This is a genomic window from Microbacterium sp. Root61, from assembly GCF_001427525.1.
GTDB lineage: Bacteria > Actinomycetota > Actinomycetes > Actinomycetales > Microbacteriaceae > Microbacterium.
This window is the reverse complement of record NZ_LMGU01000001.1, coordinates 1,145,495-1,162,549: the sequence shown is the minus strand read 5'-3', so window position 1 is coordinate 1,162,549 and position 17,055 is coordinate 1,145,495. Positions and strand designations below refer to the sequence as shown.

At 69.6% G+C, this 17,055-nt stretch carries 19 protein-coding genes; 8 read left to right on the top strand and 11 right to left on the bottom strand.

Translation table 11 applies throughout. The features are described 5' to 3' along the window. Positions 1-46: 46 nt before the first annotated feature. Both ASD65_RS05680 and ASD65_RS05675 read left to right on the top strand, forming a co-directional pair. Positions 47-589, top strand: coding sequence for an AAA family ATPase (locus ASD65_RS05680; RefSeq protein ID WP_056219648.1), 543 nt, complete (start codon positions 47-49; stop codon positions 587-589). Positions 590-643: 54 nt separating this feature from the next. Next, on the top strand, positions 644-1,429 hold the full coding sequence (locus tag ASD65_RS05675; RefSeq protein ID WP_056219645.1) for an LLM class flavin-dependent oxidoreductase: 786 nt from the start codon (positions 644-646) through the stop codon (positions 1,427-1,429). A gap of 4 nt (positions 1,430-1,433) precedes the next feature. Here ASD65_RS05675 and ASD65_RS05670 read toward each other — a convergent pair whose 3' ends face one another. Next, positions 1,434-2,333: a LysR family transcriptional regulator gene (locus ASD65_RS05670; protein ID WP_056219642.1), complete on the bottom strand. Its 900-nt coding sequence runs from the start codon at positions 2,331-2,333 to the stop codon at positions 1,434-1,436. A gap of 128 nt (positions 2,334-2,461) precedes the next feature. On the opposite strand from ASD65_RS05670, the gene ASD65_RS05665 reads away from it, so the two are divergent. Genes ASD65_RS05665 through ASD65_RS05655 form a run of 3 tightly spaced genes read left to right on the top strand, consistent with a single transcriptional unit; the run spans position 2,462 to position 4,838 of the window. Further along, positions 2,462-3,397, top strand: coding sequence for an aldo/keto reductase (locus tag ASD65_RS05665; RefSeq protein WP_056219639.1), 936 nt, complete (start codon positions 2,462-2,464; stop codon positions 3,395-3,397). 41 nt (positions 3,398-3,438) lie between these two features. Next, the gene (locus ASD65_RS05660; RefSeq protein ID WP_056219637.1) at positions 3,439-3,846 is read left to right on the top strand and encodes a DoxX family protein; all 408 of its coding nucleotides are present in this window, start codon (positions 3,439-3,441) and stop codon (positions 3,844-3,846) included. Beyond that, positions 3,843-4,838: an epimerase gene (locus ASD65_RS05655; RefSeq protein WP_056219635.1), complete on the top strand. Its 996-nt coding sequence runs from the start codon at positions 3,843-3,845 to the stop codon at positions 4,836-4,838. The genes ASD65_RS05660 and ASD65_RS05655 overlap by 4 nt, the downstream gene beginning before the upstream one ends. On the opposite strand, the gene ASD65_RS05650 is transcribed toward ASD65_RS05655, so the two are convergent. The 3 genes from ASD65_RS05650 to ASD65_RS05640 are packed head-to-tail and all read right to left on the bottom strand — an operon-like array spanning position 4,816 to position 6,394. Further along, positions 4,816-5,070, bottom strand: a complete 255-nt coding sequence (locus ASD65_RS05650) for a DUF6510 family protein (RefSeq protein ID WP_056219630.1) — start codon at positions 5,068-5,070, stop codon at positions 4,816-4,818. The two genes, ASD65_RS05655 and ASD65_RS05650, sit on opposite strands and share 23 nt — an antisense overlap. Then, positions 5,067-5,807, bottom strand: coding sequence for an FAD-binding oxidoreductase (locus ASD65_RS05645; protein WP_235566612.1), 741 nt, complete (start codon positions 5,805-5,807; stop codon positions 5,067-5,069). The genes ASD65_RS05650 and ASD65_RS05645 overlap by 4 nt, the downstream gene beginning before the upstream one ends. Continuing rightward, positions 5,804-6,394, bottom strand: coding sequence for a molybdopterin-dependent oxidoreductase (locus ASD65_RS05640; RefSeq protein ID WP_056219625.1), 591 nt, complete (start codon positions 6,392-6,394; stop codon positions 5,804-5,806). Before ASD65_RS05640 ends, ASD65_RS05645 begins: the two co-directional genes overlap by 4 nt. 96 nt (positions 6,395-6,490) lie before the next feature. Here ASD65_RS05640 and ASD65_RS05635 point away from each other — a divergent pair, with 96 nt between their 5' ends. Together ASD65_RS05635 and ASD65_RS05630 are read left to right on the top strand one after the other, a co-directional pair. Beyond that, positions 6,491-7,360, top strand: a complete 870-nt coding sequence (locus ASD65_RS05635) for an LLM class flavin-dependent oxidoreductase (RefSeq protein WP_056219622.1) — start codon at positions 6,491-6,493, stop codon at positions 7,358-7,360. Between the two features lie 76 nt (positions 7,361-7,436). Further along, positions 7,437-8,960, top strand: coding sequence for an ATP-dependent DNA ligase (locus tag ASD65_RS05630; protein WP_056219614.1), 1,524 nt, complete (start codon positions 7,437-7,439; stop codon positions 8,958-8,960). 4 nt (positions 8,961-8,964) lie between these two features. Here the strand turns inward: ASD65_RS05630 and ASD65_RS05625 are convergent, their stop codons facing one another. Beyond that, positions 8,965-10,071 (bottom strand): class I SAM-dependent methyltransferase, encoded by a 1,107-nt coding sequence (locus ASD65_RS05625; protein ID WP_056219611.1) that lies wholly within the window; start codon positions 10,069-10,071, stop codon positions 8,965-8,967. A 61-nt stretch (positions 10,072-10,132) separates the two neighbouring features. Here ASD65_RS05625 and ASD65_RS05620 point away from each other — a divergent pair, with 61 nt between their 5' ends. Beyond that, complete coding sequence (locus ASD65_RS05620; protein WP_056219608.1) at positions 10,133-10,762, top strand: hypothetical protein; 630 nt, start codon at positions 10,133-10,135, stop codon at positions 10,760-10,762. A gap of 7 nt (positions 10,763-10,769) precedes the next feature. Here the strand turns inward: ASD65_RS05620 and ASD65_RS05615 are convergent, their stop codons facing one another. From ASD65_RS05615 to ASD65_RS05590, 6 genes are all read right to left on the bottom strand, one after another. After that, a complete protein-coding gene (locus ASD65_RS05615; protein WP_056219605.1) occupies positions 10,770-11,276 on the bottom strand; it encodes a GNAT family N-acetyltransferase in 507 nt (168 codons plus the stop codon). A 69-nt stretch (positions 11,277-11,345) separates the two neighbouring features. Continuing rightward, positions 11,346-12,617, bottom strand: a complete 1,272-nt coding sequence (locus ASD65_RS05610; protein ID WP_056219602.1) for a sugar ABC transporter permease — start codon at positions 12,615-12,617, stop codon at positions 11,346-11,348. After that, positions 12,614-13,420 (bottom strand): ATP-binding cassette domain-containing protein, encoded by an 807-nt coding sequence (locus ASD65_RS05605; RefSeq protein ID WP_056219599.1) that lies wholly within the window; start codon positions 13,418-13,420, stop codon positions 12,614-12,616. Before ASD65_RS05605 ends, ASD65_RS05610 begins: the two co-directional genes overlap by 4 nt. 89 nt (positions 13,421-13,509) lie before the next feature. Further along, positions 13,510-14,583: a sugar ABC transporter substrate-binding protein gene (locus ASD65_RS05600; RefSeq protein WP_056224518.1), complete on the bottom strand. Its 1,074-nt coding sequence runs from the start codon at positions 14,581-14,583 to the stop codon at positions 13,510-13,512. Between the two features lie 324 nt (positions 14,584-14,907). Beyond that, positions 14,908-16,167, bottom strand: a complete 1,260-nt coding sequence (locus ASD65_RS05595; RefSeq protein ID WP_082561581.1) for a sugar ABC transporter permease — start codon at positions 16,165-16,167, stop codon at positions 14,908-14,910. Next, positions 16,164-17,045 carry an ATP-binding cassette domain-containing protein gene (locus tag ASD65_RS05590; protein WP_082561870.1) on the bottom strand — a complete coding sequence of 294 codons (882 nt, stop codon included), beginning with the start codon at positions 17,043-17,045 and terminating at the stop codon, positions 16,164-16,166. The genes ASD65_RS05595 and ASD65_RS05590 overlap by 4 nt, the downstream gene beginning before the upstream one ends. Positions 17,046-17,055 lie beyond the last annotated feature (10 nt).

Below are 17,055 nucleotides of genomic sequence, written 5' to 3'. Positions count from 1 at the left end.
GCGGGCCTTCGCCCGGGGTGCGCACGGGCGTTGTAGGGTCCAGAAGGTGACGGCATCCATCCTCATCCTCACCGGCCCTCCGGGCGCCGGGAAGTCCACGGTCTCCGGTCGACTGGCCGCAGCACGGGATCGGGCCGTGCACCTGCACACCGACGACTTCTACGGGTTCATCGCGGCGGGCTACATCCCGCCGTACCTGGCCGAGGCGGATACCCAGAACCACACGGTGATGGAGGTCGCCTTGGGCGCGGCCTTCGCCTACGCCGACGGCGGCTTCGACGTCGTGGTCGACGGCATCGTCGGACCGTGGATGCTGGACCACTGTCGTCGCCGGGCCGCGGCACATCCCGATATCGCGGTGCACTACGTGGTGCTCCGGCCATCCCGGGAGACGACGCTCGGTCGAGCGCAGGCGCGATCGGCACCGGATGCGCTTGTCGAACGCGAGCCCATCCTCGGGATGTGGGACGCCTTCGCGCAGCTGGACGACCTGGAGACGCACGTGCTTGACACCTCGGAGCTGAGTGTGGACGACACGGTCGAGGCCGTCGAGGCGATCCTCGGGTCGGGGCGGCTCGCGCTCGTGTGAATCCCGACGCCGCGGCGTTTCCAACGGCCGCCGTGGATGGTGCATGCTCGGAGCATGACTGTGCGCAGAGGCAATGTGTCGATCGGAATCGCGGGGGCGCTCGGCGCCGACGCCGCCCGGATCATCGCTCCCGCGGTGGAGCAGGCGGGCTTCCACGCGCTGTGGGTCAATGACACGCCCGGCGCGGATTCGCTCGAGGTGCTCGCTGCCGCCGCCGCTATCACGACTTCGCTCGTGCTCGCCACAGGGGTGATTCCGCTGGATCGCCGACCGGCGGACGATGTCGCCGCCGCGGTCGCGCAGCGCGGGCTGCCGAGCGAACGGCTCGTGCTGGGCGTCGGCGCCGGGGGAGCCCGGGTCGGGGCGCTCGCCCTCGTCGAGGAGGGCGTCCGCACGCTGCAGGACCGCACGGGTGCCCGGGTGTTCGTCGGAGCTCTCGGCCCGCGGATGCGGCGGCTTGCGGTCGACCACGCGGACGGCGTGCTGCTGAGCTGGCTTTCGCCGGCGGCCGCGGCCGAGCAGGCGCGCGAGTCCGGCGATGCCGAGGTCGCGCTGTACGCGCGGACGGCGCTGGACCCTGCCGCGGTGGCGCGACGCGATGAGGAGGCCCATCGCTACGCCGGCTACCCGGCCTACGCTGCGAATTTCGCCCGGCTGGCGCTGGATCCGCTCGACACGCTCCTTCCACTTCCCGGCGATGCCGGGATCGGTCCCGGCGTCGCCGCCTACGCGGCCGTCGTCGACGATCTGGTCCTGCGCGCGATCACCCCTGCCGACACGGTCGAGGAGTATCTGCGCTTCATCGAGCAGGCCCGCGTGGCGCTCGCTGTGACGGGCTGACGGATCAGCCTGCTGCGACGGGCTGCTCCACCCGCGCAGCGTCCTCATCCGCCAGGATGTCGAGCAGTCGCGGCGCGAGCGTCGTCGCGTTCGTCAGGACCGCGGAGACGATCCAGGGCGGCGCAGCCGGCAACGGAAGCGCCACGAGTCCCGAGGCTTCGGGCTTCTGGGCGACGTGCTGGGGCACGAGAGCGATCCCGAGTCCGCGCTGCACGAGGTCGATGAGGGTGTGCACGTCGTCGACGCTGAATCCGACCTGTCGATGGATTCCGTGGGAGGCGAGCGCCGCATCGTTGAGGCTGCGCACGCCCCACGACGGCCGGAAATCGATGAAGTCGCGATCGCGCAGATCCGACCATTCCGCAACGGTGCGGGCGGCCAGCGGGTCATCCGGGAGCACGAGGAGGCGGAGTTGTCGTCGACCGAGCTCGACGGACGACACTGCGCTCGGGGTGTCGGCGGTGGCGACGAAGGCGATGTCGAGCTCCCCCTCGCGCACCCGGGCGATGAGGTCGTTGGACCCGGCCTGGATGAATTGGATGTCGACCTCGGGGTAGCGGCGGTGGAATCTCTCCAGCAGCATTCCCACATCCACCGCGCCGAGACACTGTTCCGAGCCCACGCGCAGTTCTCCGGAGAGGGCGTGGCTGGCGCGGATGACGGCATCCCGTCCGGCAGCGGCTTCGGTGAGGATCGTGCGTGCGTGCGCGAGCAGTGCGAGTCCCGCCGCGGTCGGGACGACGCGTCGCGTGGTGCGGTCGAACAGCACCGAGTTGAGTTCACCTTCCAGTCGGCGTATTGCCGCGGACAGCCCCGACTGGGACACCCGGCAGAGCTCGGCCGCCCGCGTGAAGTGCTGCTCGTCGGCGAGTGTGACGAAGTACTCCAGTTGGCGAAGATCCACTGATCGCATCCTGTTCTCAATGTCATCAATTTGAGTTGTTGGACTTCTAGCTTTGCCCGATCTAGCGTGGAAATCAATCCCGACGGCGCCGAAACGCAGGGCCGTCTCCGCTCAAGTCTGGAGCCCCGATGAAGACGATCACCCTCCCCGGCATCGACCGGCCGGCACCGAACGTCGTGCTCGGTGTGATGCGCATCGGCGAGCTCGATGACGATGCCGTCCGCACGCTCGTCGGTACGGCACGGGATGCCGGCATCGACTTCTTCGACCACGCCGATGTCTACGGTGCCGACCTGCACGGCTGTGAGACCAGGTTCGCCGAGGCGCTCCAGCTCACGCCGGCGGAGCGGGCCGAGATCACTCTGCAGACCAAAGCCGGGATCGTGCGCGACGGCCCCTACTTCGACTACTCGTACGAGCACCTGATGGCCTCGGTCGAAGGATCCCTGCGTGCGTTGCGCACCGACTACATCGACATCCTGCTGCTGCACCGACCGGACGCGCTGGTCGAGCCGGAGGAGGTCGCGCGCGCGTTCGCCGATCTGGAGGCTGCCGGAAAGGTCCGAGCGTTCGGCGTGTCCAATCACACACCGCGCCAGATCGATCTGCTCAAGAGCGTGGTGACTCAGCCCCTCGTGGTCAACCAGCTGCAGCTGTCGATCACCCATGCCCCCATCGTCGCGCAGGGGGTGGCGAGCAACATGCAGGGCACCGAGCAGTCGACCACGATCGACGGTGGCGGCATCCTGGACTACTGCCGTCTCCATGGCATCACGATCCAGGCGTGGTCGCCGTTCCAGGCCGGGTTCTTCACCGGCGTCTTCCTGGGATCGCCGGAGTACCCCGAACTCAACGCCGTCATCGACCGCCTCGCGGCGCAGTACGACGTGCCGGCGATCGCGATCGCGACGGCCTGGATCACGCGTCATCCCGCGAACATGCAGGTCGTTCTCGGTACGACCAACCCCGAACGGGTCGCCGGCGCCGCGCAGGGTTCGGACATCCCGCTCACCCGCGCGGAGTGGTACGAACTGTTCCGTGCCGCGGGGTACCGGGTCCCGTAGAGGCGACGCGGTGGCTTTCGGCTGCGTGACAGACTGAGGCCATGAGCCGTCGCCCGAGCCGAACGCCCGCCGTCCGACTCGCCGCGCGCATCGCCCTGGCCGCGCTGCTGGTCGTGGCCGGCCTGTCCCACCTCACATGGGGCCGCCGCGGCTACCGGATCGTCGTGCCTGACTGGGCGACAGGGCTCCTCCACACCGACAAGGACACGATAGTGGTGGCATCGGGGGTCGTCGAGGTCATGCTCGGCACCGCCCTTGTCGCGCTCCCGAAAGACCGCGGGATGATCGGAGCGGCGATCGCCGCGTTCTTCGTCGCCGTGTTCCCGGGCAACCTGCACCAGTGGCAGACGGGTCGCTCCGCCCCGATGCTCGACACCGACCGCAAGCGGTTCGTGCGGTTGCTGCTGCAACCACTCCTGGTCGTGTGGGCGCTGTGGAGCGTGCAATGACGCAGACGGCCGTGATCGCCGGCGGCTCGGGATTCGTCGGCGGCGCGCTCATCAGAGCGCTGCAGGCGGATGGCTGGACTGTTCGGCAGATCGGGCGTTCCGGGCCCGACGCCCGATGGGATGATCCGGAGTCGCTCGCGCGGACGATGGACGGCGCCGACCTGCTGATCAACCTGGCGGGCAAGTCGGTCAACTGCCGGTACACCGAGGCCAACCGCGATGAGGTCTACCGCTCCCGCATCGACACGACGCGGGCGCTGCGCGAAGCCGTCATCGCCGCGGCATCCCCGCCGTCCCTCTGGCTGAACGCCAGCACCGCGACGATCTACCGCTACGCGCTGGACCGGCCGCAGACCGAATCGTCGGGGGAGCTCGGCTCGGGCTTCTCGGTGGATGTCGCCCGGAATTGGGAGGCGGAGTTCTTCGCCGACGATCTGCCCGCGACGCGTCGCGTCGCGCTGCGGATGGCGATCGTCCTCGGCGACGGCCCCGCGAACGACCTGCTGTTCCGCCTGGCACGGCTCGGCCTGGGCGGTCCACAGATCGACGGCTGGTGGTTCCCGCATCGGCGGTACCGGGGAACCGGACCCCACCCGAGCGGCGACGGCAGGGCGCCCTGGCATCGGTCGCACGGGCGGCAGCGCTTCAGCTGGATCCACATCGACGACGTCGTCGGCTCCGTGCGGTTCATCCACGATCATCCGGAGCTCGACGGCGTCGTCAACCTGGCCGCCCCGCATCCGAGCGACAACCGCGGCCTCATGGCGGCGCTGCGCCGGACGGTGGGCATGCCGGTCGGGCTTCCGGCCTGGCGGTTCATGCTCGAGCCCGCGATGTGGGCGCTGCGCACCGAGCCCGAGCTTCTCGTGAAGAGCCGCTGGGTCATTCCCGAGACGCTGACACGCGCGGGCTACCGCTTCGTGCAGCCCGACCTCGAACCGGCGCTGCGGCACATCTGGGCGTCGCGTCTCATGAGATCTCGAGAGCAGTGACGCCAGGCATCCCGAACCAGGCGCGTCCGTCGTCGGCACGGACGATCACCGCGAGCACGCCGGCGCACGTCATGCAACGGGCGACCGTGCCCATCGCGGTCGCGTAGACCATCGCGGTGGCGACCGGCGCGGTCGCTCCGCAGTGGGCGCAGCGCGCCGTGCGGTCCGTCGGGTCGAAGCCGAGCACGTCGGCCAGGGGCCCGGCGAGCATGTTGCCGTCGATGTGGGTCATCGGGTGCCTCCGAATCTCTCGGTGCGGATGCGCTCCGCCGCATGACCGGCCGCCTGCAGCCAGTCGGCGACGGTCTCCACGAACGCCGTAGGCCCGCACACATAGATGAGGGGCTCGGATGCCGCGTCCCAGGCGCGCGCCGTCAGCACCTCCCGCGTGAGCCGTCCCGCGGGGGCGGGCCAGTCGCGCGGGGCCCGGCGCGTGTAGATGTAGTCGAGCCGCAGCGCCCCGATCGCGAGGGCGGTGAGCTCGGGCCGGAAGAAGACGTCATCCGGGGTGCGCACCGAGTAGAGCAGGCGAAACCCGGTGTCGTCCCCCGCCCGCGCGTGCGCATCGGCCATCGCGAACAGGGGGACCACACCGGAGCCGCCCGCGATGAGCTGCACGGGGCGTGGCGGGAGCTGGTCGGTCGGGGTCCAGACGAAGAATCGGCCGAGGGGGCCGTGCAGCTCGAGCCGATCACCGACTTGGAGATCACGGACCAGGAACGGCGAGACCTCGCCGTCGGGAAGTTCATCCACGGCCAGGACGACACGATGATCGTCGCCCGAGGAGGCGAGCGAGTACGAGCGGGTCGCCTGATACCCGTCCGGCGCGGTGAGGCGCACGTCGACATGCGCGCCAGCGTCGTTGCCCGGCCAGGTCGGCACGTCGAACTCGATGCGTCGGGCCGTGCCGGTCTCAGGACGGGTGGAGGTGACGGTGGCGGTGTGCCACGACGCGGGGCGCCGCGTCACCAATAGCGCTCCTCCTGCCACGGGTCGCCGTGCAGGTGGTAGCCGTTCTGCTCCCAGAATCCGGGGTCGTCGGTGGGCATCGTGACCAGCCCGCGCACCCATTTGGCGCTCTTCCAGAAATACAGATGCGGCACCAGGAGCCGCGCCGGCCCACCGTGCTCCGGATCGAGCGGCTCGCCGTCCGCCTCGAATGCGACCCAGGCTTTGCCGTCGAGCAGATCGTCGAGGGGCACGTTCGTCGTGTAGCCGCCGTAGGAGTGCGCCATGACGTAGTCGTGGTCGGTCTCGACCTCGGCGAACACCCGATCGAGCGGCACTCCGCGCCACGGCATTTCCAGCTTGGACCAGTGCGTCACGCAATGGATGTCGGTCGTGATGTCTTCGATGCCGAGCGCCCGGAAGTCGTCCCAGCCCCACCGATGCCGCCCGTTCTCGGTGGTGACGACGAACTCCCACTCGGCGGGCTCGATCTGCGGCGTCGGCCCGGCGGACAGGACCGGCCAGTCCGACACGATCGTCTGGCCCGGTGGCAGCCGCGGATCGCGATCGCGGGATCTACCGGTGAAGCCTCGGGTGATGAAGGACATGCGACCCCTTCCGTCGGGGATCACACTAGCCACGGGCGGTCCGGCGCAACAGCCTGCTTCTCGGTGCGTGTCGGTTTCTCCTGGCAGAGTGGGACTATGCGACGCATCGGTGCGATCTTCACTCCCTCCTTCCCGCCGGAACACCTGCGCGCGGCCGCGCTGGCCGCCGAAGCCGCGGGCGTGCCGGAGCTGTGGCTGTGGGAGGACTGCTTCCGCGAGTCGGCGTTCGCCGCGGCATCCGCTGTCCTCGCCTGGACCGAGCGGCTCACGGTCGGCATCGGGGTCTCGCCGATGCCGCTGCGCAACGTCGCCCTCACCGCGATGGAGATCGCGACGATCGAGCGGCTGTTCCCCGGGCGCCTCATCCCCGGTGTCGGGCACGGCGTGCTGCCGTGGATGGGCCAGGTCGGCGCCCGTGTCGCCTCACCGCTGACGCTGATGCGGGAGTACGTGCCGGCGCTGCGTGCCCTGCTGGCCGGTGAAGAGGTCACGACTGCCGGTCGATACGTCACGCTCGACCACGTGCGGCTGGACTGGCCGCCGGTGCAGGCCCCCGCGATCATCGCGGCGGGTGAGGGGCCCAAGACGCTGCGCCTCACGGGCGAGGTGGCCGACGGCACGGTGCTGCCGGCGGGGTGGTCGCCGCGACGCATCCGCGAGGCCCGCGAGCTGGTCGGGCAGGGGGCGGATGCCGCGGACCGCGGTGGCGATCGACCGCTGGTCGTGTTCCTCATCTGTGCCTTCGGCGACGGTGCGCAGGAGCGCGCGGACGCCGAGGTCACGCGGTGGAAGGTCGAGCCCGAGCCCGGCCTCGTGGTGGCCGGGACGCCGGAGGAGGTCTCCCGTGCAGTGCTGCCGTTCTTCGAGGCGGGCGTGACATCGGTGATCCTGCAGCCGACCGACGATGAACCCGGACTCGAGGAGTTCATGGCCGGTGTCGGCGAGGTCGCGCGACTGCTCGGCTGACACGCGGGGTTGCGGGTCGAGGCCTGCACGCCCTGCAGAGCTCGCGTCTGTCCGACCCCGGTGCGAGAATCCGAGGATGCTGCTCACCGAGCTCGTCGCCGCGTCCGAGGTGGTGGCCGCCACGGCCTCGCGTAAGGCCAAGGTCGCCGCGCTCGCCGACGTGCTCTCCCTGCTCGAGCCCGAGGAGATCCCGGTCGCGGTCGGCTTCCTCATCGCGAAGCCACGGCAGGGGCGGGTCGGAGTCGGATGGCGCGGACTCACGACGCTGGAGGTCGCGCACGCTGCGGAGCCCACCCTGACCATCGGTGAGGTCGACGCCTTCCTCGCCCGGCTGGTCGCGGCATCCGGATCAGGATCGGTCGCGGTTCGCAGTGAGGAGCTGCGCGCTATCGCTTCGCGCGCAACGGCCGACGAGTGGCGGTTCCTGACCCGCGTCATCCTGGGCGAGCTGCGCACCGGCGCCCTGGAGGGCGTGATGATCGACGCGATCGTCGCGGCATCCGGGAGGGATGCGGCGACCGTCCGGCGTGCGGCGATGCTGTCCGGCGACCTCGGCGAGACCGCGCGCCTCGCCCTCACCGGCACCGCGGAAGAGCTCGCGGCGGTCGGTCTCGTCGTCGGCCGGCCCGTGATGCCGATGCTCGCCTCCACCGCCCCGACCGCCGCCGCGGCGATGGAGATCACCGGTCTCGCGTCGGTCGAGTACAAGCTCGACGGGGCGCGCATCCAGGTGCACCGCGACGGCGACGAGGTCCGCGTCTTCACACGCAACCTCGCCGACATCACCCACCGGGTGCCCGAGATCGTCGAGGCGGCGCGCGCGCTGCCCGCGCAGTCGCTGATCCTCGACGGCGAGACGCTGTCGCTCGACGAGGACGGCGGCCCACGTGCGTTCCAGGACACGATGGCGCGGTTCGGTTCGGAGTCCTCACGTGATCTGGTCCTGCGCCCGTGGTTCTTCGACATCCTGCACGTCGACGGACGGGACCTGCTCGATGAGCCGCTGTCCGTGCGGCTCGCCGAGCTCGACCGTGTGGTCGGCCCACTGCGCATGCCCGGCATCGTGACGGACGATCCGGATGCCGCGGAGTCGCTGTCGCGCGAGGCGCTGGCGGCCCGCCACGAGGGCGTCGTCGTCAAGGCCCTCGATGCGCCCTACGCCGCCGGACGGCGCGGCGCGAGCTGGGTCAAGGTGAAGCCGGTCCACACGTTCGACCTGGTGGTGCTCGCGGCGGAATGGGGGTCGGGACGCCGGGTCGGCTGGCTGTCCAACCTGCACCTCGGCGCGCTCGACCCCGTCGGCGAGTTCGGCGAACCCGGCGAGTTCGTGATGGTCGGCAAGACCTTCAAGGGGCTGACAGATGACCTGCTGCGGTGGCAGACCGAGCAGTTCCCGCTGATCGAGACCGCAAGCACGGCCCACACGGTCCACGTCGCACCGGTGACGGTCGTGGAGATCGCGATCGACGGCGTGCAACGCTCGTCGCGCTACCCGGGCGGTGTCGCGCTGCGGTTCGCCCGGGTCAAGACCTATCGACCCGACAAGTCCGCAGCCGAGGCCGACACGATCCAGACCCTGCGGGCGCTGCTGCGGGAGTGAGTCCCTATCGCCTCGTCGAGGCGGTGACGGTGAACTTGGCGTTGCGCACGATCTGCCGCGTCGGACCCACGATGCGCTCCAGTGCGGCGCGGTACTGCAGCGGTGAGTTCCACACCGTCCACAGCTCGCCGCCCGAACGCAGCACGCGTGCGGCATCCGTGAAGAGCGGGAGCGCGGCACCCTCGTGGATAGCGGCACCCACGTGGAACGGAGGGTTGAGCGCGATGAAGTCCGCGCTCGCATCCGCTCGCAGTGATAGCGCATCGTCGCGCACGATCGTGACCCGGTCCGCGACGCCGTTCGCGGCGACGGTCGCGGCCGTCGAGGCCACTGCCGCGGCGGACTGGTCCGTCGCGTAGACGCGCACGTCGGGGTTCCGCAGCGCCATCATCGCCGCGACCACGCCGGTGCCGCACGCGAGGTCGATGGCCTCGGCGGGCAGCTGCTCCGGCAGGTTCTCCACGAGCAGCCGCGTGCCGATGTCGATCGAAGTGTCGGCGAATGCTCCGCCGAACGCGCAGACGGTGAGCAGACCCGCATGCTGCTGCATCCGCGGTGCCGGATCGACACCGTCGTGCGGTCCGCGGGCGATCAGCACGCGCGACTTCTGCCGGGCGTGGGTGACATCGACGGTGGTGAAGAACTCGCGCAGCACGTCGTTCATCGACGTCGTCATGTGCTTGAGTCGCCCGCCGGCGAACACGACGACATCGGAATGCGCGTGCGCGGCGATCAGCGACGCGTAGTCACGCAGCGCAGCCAGAGAACGGGGGAGTCGCAGCAGCACGACCCGTGCACCGGCCACCAGCGAGGCATCCAGGGGCATGCTCGTGAAGGTGCCGGTCAGCTCGGTGGTCACGGCATTCGCGGCGAGCGCGCGCTCGGCGCTCAGCATGTCCTGGTGGACGCGGATGCCGCGTGCACCGTCGTATGCGGCCGCCAGGGTCAGTGCGCCGTAGTGATCGCCGAGGACGACGATCTCGCCGGGAGCCGTCGCATCGCACGCGTCGACGGATTCGTCGAGGATGAGGCGGTCGGCGGCGTCCGACGCCAGCAGCTCGGGGGACTCGTGGTCGGGCCAGCGGCTGAGGTCATCGAAAGGGAGAGGCACAGCAACGACGGTACCCCGCGTGGGGGTCCGCTGCGGACGACGGAGTGCCAGGATTGTGTGCATGACGCGTGCGCAGGGGCCTGGCACCGAGCTGTCCTTCCGGATCTTCGGAACCCCGGGGGCGGCCCGAACCGTTTTCGTGCTCCGCACCGGGCCGGCCGCGATCCTGGATCCCGATCCCCCGACCACGATCCGAAGGGACGTGCGGATCATCGCCGTCCAGGTGACGCCGGCCGAGCTGTCGGACCCGGGGGCCTACCGCGGAGAGACGCCGGCCGAGCTCGCGGTGGCGAGCCTGGACGAGCTCGTCGTCGAGGAGGTGCCCGACGGAGCGACGGTCGGCGTCGTCGGCGTCGGGGCCGCGGCCGCCTTCAGCGCGCTGTTCGTGTGCGAGCTGGGCGAGCGCGCCGACCGCTTCGCGCTGGTCGGGGTTCCGGCTCCGAGCAGCGCGCTCGATCGGGACGAAGGCGCCGGGATCCTCGCGCGCGTACGCGCCAAAACCCTCCTCCTCAACGGCCAGGGGGATGGCGACGCGGGGGCGGCCTCGGCATCCTGGCACCGGGATCATCTCTCGGACGCCCGCGTCGAGATGGTGCCGCGCGCCGGTGCCGGCGCGAAGGCGCTGGGTCTCACGGAGGTCTGGCCGCGCGTGCTCTCGCACGTCGCCCCGGGCACCATCCGCGGCACCTAGGACCACGTCAGGTCGTCGCGGACGCCTCGACCAGGACGTACGTCACGCCGTCGTGCTCGAACAGCGCGGTCTCGCGCATCCCCATGCGGCGATGCGCGGCGCGGGATGCCTCGTTGTCCTGGCGGATGAAGGCGCAGACGGCGGCGTGGTCCATGACTTCACGCTGTGCTGCGAACAGGAGCGCCGCGACGCCGCGGCGCCTGTCGGCCTTCGCGACGCAGATCGGGCCGTGCACATACGCGTCGGGGTGCGGCTCGGCACGGAGCATCGCCTGAATGATCGGCACGTGCGACTGCGCGTCGCGGGACGTGAACGCGACGTAGCCGGCGATGTGGTCGTCGCATCGGGCGACGATGAGAGTCTCGTTCGCGATCGCCTGCGCGAACCACTCCGGTGTGAAGCGCGCCGAGAGACTGCCGCCGTTCTCGGGCAGATTCTCCTCCTGCACGTCGAGGATGCCGGGGACGTCGGCGGGCGTCGCGAGACCGACGTCGAGAACGGGGGAGTGCTGCATCCTTCGTGTCTACCAGAACGACGAGGGGCCGGATCGCGCGCGACCCGGCCCCTCGTCTCTTGAGCGCAGCTAGGTGCGCGCCCCACCCGAGCGCAGTCGCGACAGGGCGTCGACGGTCGCGGCCAGGATCAGCACACCGCCGGTGACCAGCAGGTTGATGCCGGCCGGCAGGTTGAGCAGGCCCAGACCGTTCGTGATGACGGCGATCACCAGCGCACCGATCGCCGCGTGCAGCAGTCGACCGCGTCCGCCGAACAGGCTGACACCGCCGACGACCGCCGCCGCCACACCGCTCAGGACGATGTCGCGTCCGACGGTGGCATCCACGGATCCGACGCGCGCGACGCTGAACAGAGCGGATGCGACAGCGAGGCTCGAGCAGATCACGAACGCCCACCACTTGACCCAGCGCACCTTGACGCCGGAGCGGCGGGCCGCCTCGGCGTTGCCGCCGATCGCGTAGATGTAGCGCCCGAACTTCGTGCGGTCCAGCACGAAGGTGCCGATCCACAGGATCACCAGCACGATCGGCACGATCACCGGCACGCCCTGGACGGCGTTCACCGACTGTCCACGGTCCTGATTCAGGATGTAGACGACGGCGCCGCCGAGGACGGCGATCACGCCCAGCTTGATGAAGACGAGCGACACGGCGCGGTTGGGCACGCCGGCCGCGGTGCGACGTGAGCGATCCCAGAAGGATGTTCCGGCCGAGACGAGCAGCATGACGGCGAGCATCGCCCAGCCCGCCCACACCGGGAGGTTGCCGTTCTGCAGTGCGACGAGCTCCGGCACCTCGAGGCGGTAGAGGCCGCCGGGACCGATGATGACGAGCGCGAGGCCTTGGAACCCGAGGAACAAGCCCAATGTCACGACGAACGACGGGATCCCGATCCTGGCCACGAAGAAACCTATCAACGCGCCGGTGAGGAAGCCGAAGCCGAAGCCGATCAGCAGGGCGAGCGGCCAGGGAATGCCGAACTGCGCGTTCAGCACGACGAACAGTGCCATGCCGACACCGCCGGTGACGCCCGCGGACAGGTCGATCTCGCCCAGCAGCAGCACGAACACGAGGGCCATGCCGAGCACGACGAGACTCGCAGCCTGGTTGAGCAGGTTGGCGAAGTTGCGCTCGGTGAGGAAGAACGGGCTGAGGATCGAGAACAGGATGCCGAGGACGACGAGTCCGCCGATGGCCGGCAACGCGCCCATGTCGCCGCCGCGCACGCGCTGCCACCAGGCCTGCATCTGGTCGGTCAGGCCGCCCTCGACACCGCTGCCGATCAGATCGCCCACAACGGGATCCGGGCCCGCTGCGGTGCGGGTCGCATTGCTGCTCATGCCGCCCCTCCTGTCACGATCGTGGATGTGCCCATGTGCTCGATGCCGCCCATGGTCTTGGTGCCGGTGATGTAGCCGACGACGTCGTCGCGGGTGGTGTCGGCGGTCGCGATCTGTGCGACCATCTGCCCCAGGAAGAGCACCGCGATGTCGTCGGCGACGGCGAAGACGTCGGCGAGGTTGTGGCTGATCAGGATGACGGCCACGCCCTGCTCCGAGAGCCGCTGCACGAGGTTCAGCACCTGCTCGGTCTGCGCGACGCCGAGCGCCGCGGTCGGCTCGTCGAGGATCACGACGCGTGCCTTCTTCAGTACGGCACGCGCGATCGCGACGGTCTGGCGCTGGCCGCCGGAGAGCGACGACACTTTCTGGCGGACCGACTTGACCGTGCGGACCGAAAGCGAGCGGAGCGTGTCGGACGCGTCCTTCTCCATCCGTCCCTCGTTGAACGTGCCACCGGTCAGCTCCTCGCGACCGAGGAACATGTTCTGCACGATGTCGAGGTTGTCGCACAGGGCGAGGTCCTGGTACACCACCTCGATGCCGAGGCCCGAGGCATCCCGGGGCGCATGCAGATCCCGATGCACACCGTCGATGAGGACTTCGCCCTCGTCGTACGGTTGGACGCCGGCGAGACCCTTGATGAGCGTCGACTTGCCGGCACCGTTGTCGCCGACCAGCGCGGTCACCTTTCCGGGGTAGACCTTCAGGTCGACGCCCTTCAGGACGCTCACCGGACCGAAGGCCTTCTTGACGCCGACCAGTTGGATGATCGGCTCTGTGTGTGTGGTCGTTTCTGACATGCTCGCTTCCTTGCGATGGGTCTCTGTGTCGAGCACGCAAGGGCGCCGCGTCCGTATGACGCGACGCCCTCGCGGCTATGACCGGTCGGCTACTTGGTGACGCCGTACTGCTCGCAGGCTGCGAGAACGTCCGGCGTGCAGACGTCGTCGTAGGCGGCATCGCCGGCGGCGACGACGTCCTTGACCTTGTCGGGGCCCACCAGGATCGGCGTGACCTGGATGTACGGCGTGCCGTCGTCGAGCTTCGCGCCCGCCGACGGGGTGTCGCCCTTCAGCAGTGCGATAGCCGTCGTGACGGCGGCGTCGGCCTCATCCTTGACCGGCTTGTAGACGGTCGCCGTCTGCCAGCCGAGGAGGATGTTCTGCAGGCCCGCGACGTTGGCGTCCTGGCCCGACACGGCAACTCCGGTGAGGTTGTTGTCCTGCAGCACCTTGATGACGCCGGCCGCGTTGGTGTCGTTGGCCACCCAGACGCCGTCGACCTTGCCGCCGAGCGAGGTCAGCGCCTGCTCGAAGTTGGTCTGCGACTTGGCCTGGTCCCAGACCCCCGGGGGCTCCGCCGCCGGCTTGATTCCGGCAGCTTCCATCACGGTGGCAGCACCCTCGTGGAACATGGCCGCGTTGCCGTCGGTCGGGTCGCCGCCCATGTACACGACGACAGCGGTCGCCGGGTCCTTGCCGGCGGTCGTGAGGCCGTCCAGGACTGTCTGGCCCTCGAGCTCGCCGACCTTGACGTTGTCGAACGACACGTAGTAGTCCGCACCGGTGAAGGGGCGGTCGTACGCGATCACGGGGATGCCTTCGGCCTTGGCCTTGGTGGCGACCGCCTCGGCGGCGCCCTGGTAGTCCACGAGCAGCATGACGCCGCAGCCCTGGGTGAGCTGCTGGTCGGCGATCGTGGAGTACTTGTTCACGTCGCCCTGGGCGTTCTGGATGTCGACCTCGAATCCGGCACCCTCCAGACCCTCCTGGAGGTACTTGCGGTCGAAATTCTCCCAGCGCGGCGAGGAGGCCGCGTCGGGAAGGATGACGCAGGCGCGCTGTGCGGCATCGCCGCCGCCGCTTTCACTGGGGCTCGCGCCACCACCGCCGGAACACCCGGCGAGCAGCATCGCAGCGGCGCCGGTGACGGCGGCCGCGGCGAGGAGGGAAGACTTCTTCATCATTCACCTTTCGTCTATGAAATGTGCGAGCTCGAGGAGCGTCGCGGGTTCGCACCTGAGGAAGATCTTGACTCCATCCATCCTTGGCGTCAAGACTTGAACGTAACGCTTTCGCATCGTGGGGAGGGGCCGGCAAGCTGCGAACGAAGCGCGCGCGCCAGCGTGGCATCCATCGTGCATAATGGTGCAGTTCTCGACTTCGAAGGGCGCATAATGCCTATTCGGACGCGTACGGACGACGACACCATCCGGTTAGCGTTCGCCAACTGAACTCAGCGGAGTGGTTTCGCTGCCGCGGACACGGCGCGGATCAGGCTGCGCGCGCTATGCGCGACCGGACGCCGCGCGCGAGCGGCGGGAGAGCGAATCGACAATGACCGCGAGCACCAGGACCACTCCGGTGACCATGAAGCGCACCGAGGAATCGAGGTTCAGCAGCGACAGCCCGGACGAGATCGACTGGATGACGAAGATGCCCAGCAGTGCGGCGAAGGCGGTGCCACGGCCGCCGAAGAGGCTGGCGCCGCCGATGACGGCGGCTGCGATCGCGTTGAGATTCGTGTCGCCGGCGCCGGAGCTCTGATTCACGGCGGCGAGCCGCGCGGCGGCGAGGATGCCGCCCACCGCGGCCAGGCTGGAGCAGAGGGCGAAGACCGACAGGTAGATGCGATCGACCGGGATCCCGGCACGTCGCGCGGCCTCCTGTGACCCACCCACTGCGTAGACCGCGCGCCCCCAACGGGTGCGGGTCAGGGCGAAGTTCATCACCACGACCAGCAGCAGGAAGAACAGGAACATCACCCCGACGCCGCGCGAGAGATTCAGGTACCAGGCGGCGACTGTGAGCAGTGCGAGCAGCACCCCGGCGCGGATGGCGATCTCGCGGTAGCCCTGACTGACGAGATTCGCTGCGGCGCGTCGTTGCGCCTCTCGCACGCGGGTCCAGGCGTACGCCGCCACCGCCAGCGCGACGACGAGGTACGACGCCCACGCGGGGAGGAACAGGTGCTGCGCGAAGATCACGATCCACGAATCGAACGGGAGGTTGATGGATCCGGTGTCGCCGAGCACCCACAGCTGCAACCCGAGGAAGCCGAGCAACCCCGCGAGGGTGATCACGAAGCTGGGCACGCCGAAGCGCGTGTACAGGAAGCCGTACAGCAGCCCGGCCGCGCAGCCGATGCCGATGGCGGCGATCAGCGCGAGTGCGAGGTTCCACTGCAGCTGCACGAACGTGACGGCCAGCACCGCCGCGGCGAGACCCGAGACCGACCCCACCGACAGATCGATCTCGCCCACCAGAAGCACCATCACCACGCCCAGTGCGATCGTGCCGATGGCCGCGCACTGCATCGTGAGGTTGACCAGGTTGGTGCTGGAGAGGAAGACGGGGTTCAGCGCCTGGAACACCGTGCCGATCAGGACGAGTCCGACGATGACCGGCAGCGAGCCGAGGTCTCCGCCGCGCACCCGGGTGAGCAGCAGCGAGAGCGTGCCGCGGAGGCTGCCCCCGCTGAGGAAGGAGGCGTCGCTGTCCTCGATCGTGACCGGCGCCGTGGCGCGGTCGTCCCGCCCCGAGTTCATGCGTCGCCGTCCGTCGGCTGGCCCTTGGCGCGTCGTGCGGCGACGGAGGGCAGATCGATGATGTTGCGGTCGGCCGGCTCCGGATCGGGCTGGCGTGCGGCCCGCAGGCTCGCGGCGTTGTCGATGGCGCCGGTGATGGCGGCGATGAGGGTCTGGGTGGTGACGTCGGCGACGTTGTATTCGCCGTTGTTGCGTCCGAGCCGCAGCACCACCACCCGATCGGCCACCGCCATGACGTCTGCCATGTTGTGGCTGATCAGCACGACCCCGTGCCCGCGTTCGCGCAGCCGCTCGATGAGGTTCAGCACCTCCGCCGTCTGGGCGACGCCCAATGCGGCGGTCGGTTCGTCGAGGATGACGACGCGGGGGTCTCCGATGAGCGACCGTGCGATCGCCACCGTCTGCCGTTGGCCGCCGGACAGGGACGCGACCGGGATGCGCACCGACGAGATCTTGGCCGAGAGTTCACGCAAGAGCGCCCAGGTGCGCTGCTCCATGTCGACCTCGTCCAGTCGCGTGCCTTCGACCAGCTCGCGCCCGAGCCAGAGGTTGGCCACGACGTCGAGGTTGTCGCACAGCGCGAGGTCCTGGAACACCGTGGCGATTCCGAGGTGCTGGGCGTCGGCGGGGCTGGAGATCTCGACCATCTCGCCGTCGAACTCGATCGAACCCGCGTCGGGAGGGTGCACACCGGAGAGCACCTTGACGAGCGTGGATTTGCCGGCGCCGTTGTCGCCGACGAGCGCGACGACCTCGCCCTCGTTGACCCAGAAGTCGACGTCGGTGAGGGCGCGGACCGCACCGAAGCGCTTGCCCACCTTGTGCACGGTGAGCACCCGTTCCCTGGCGCGTCCTGCGCGCGGATACGTTGCAGGCATCGTCGTCACC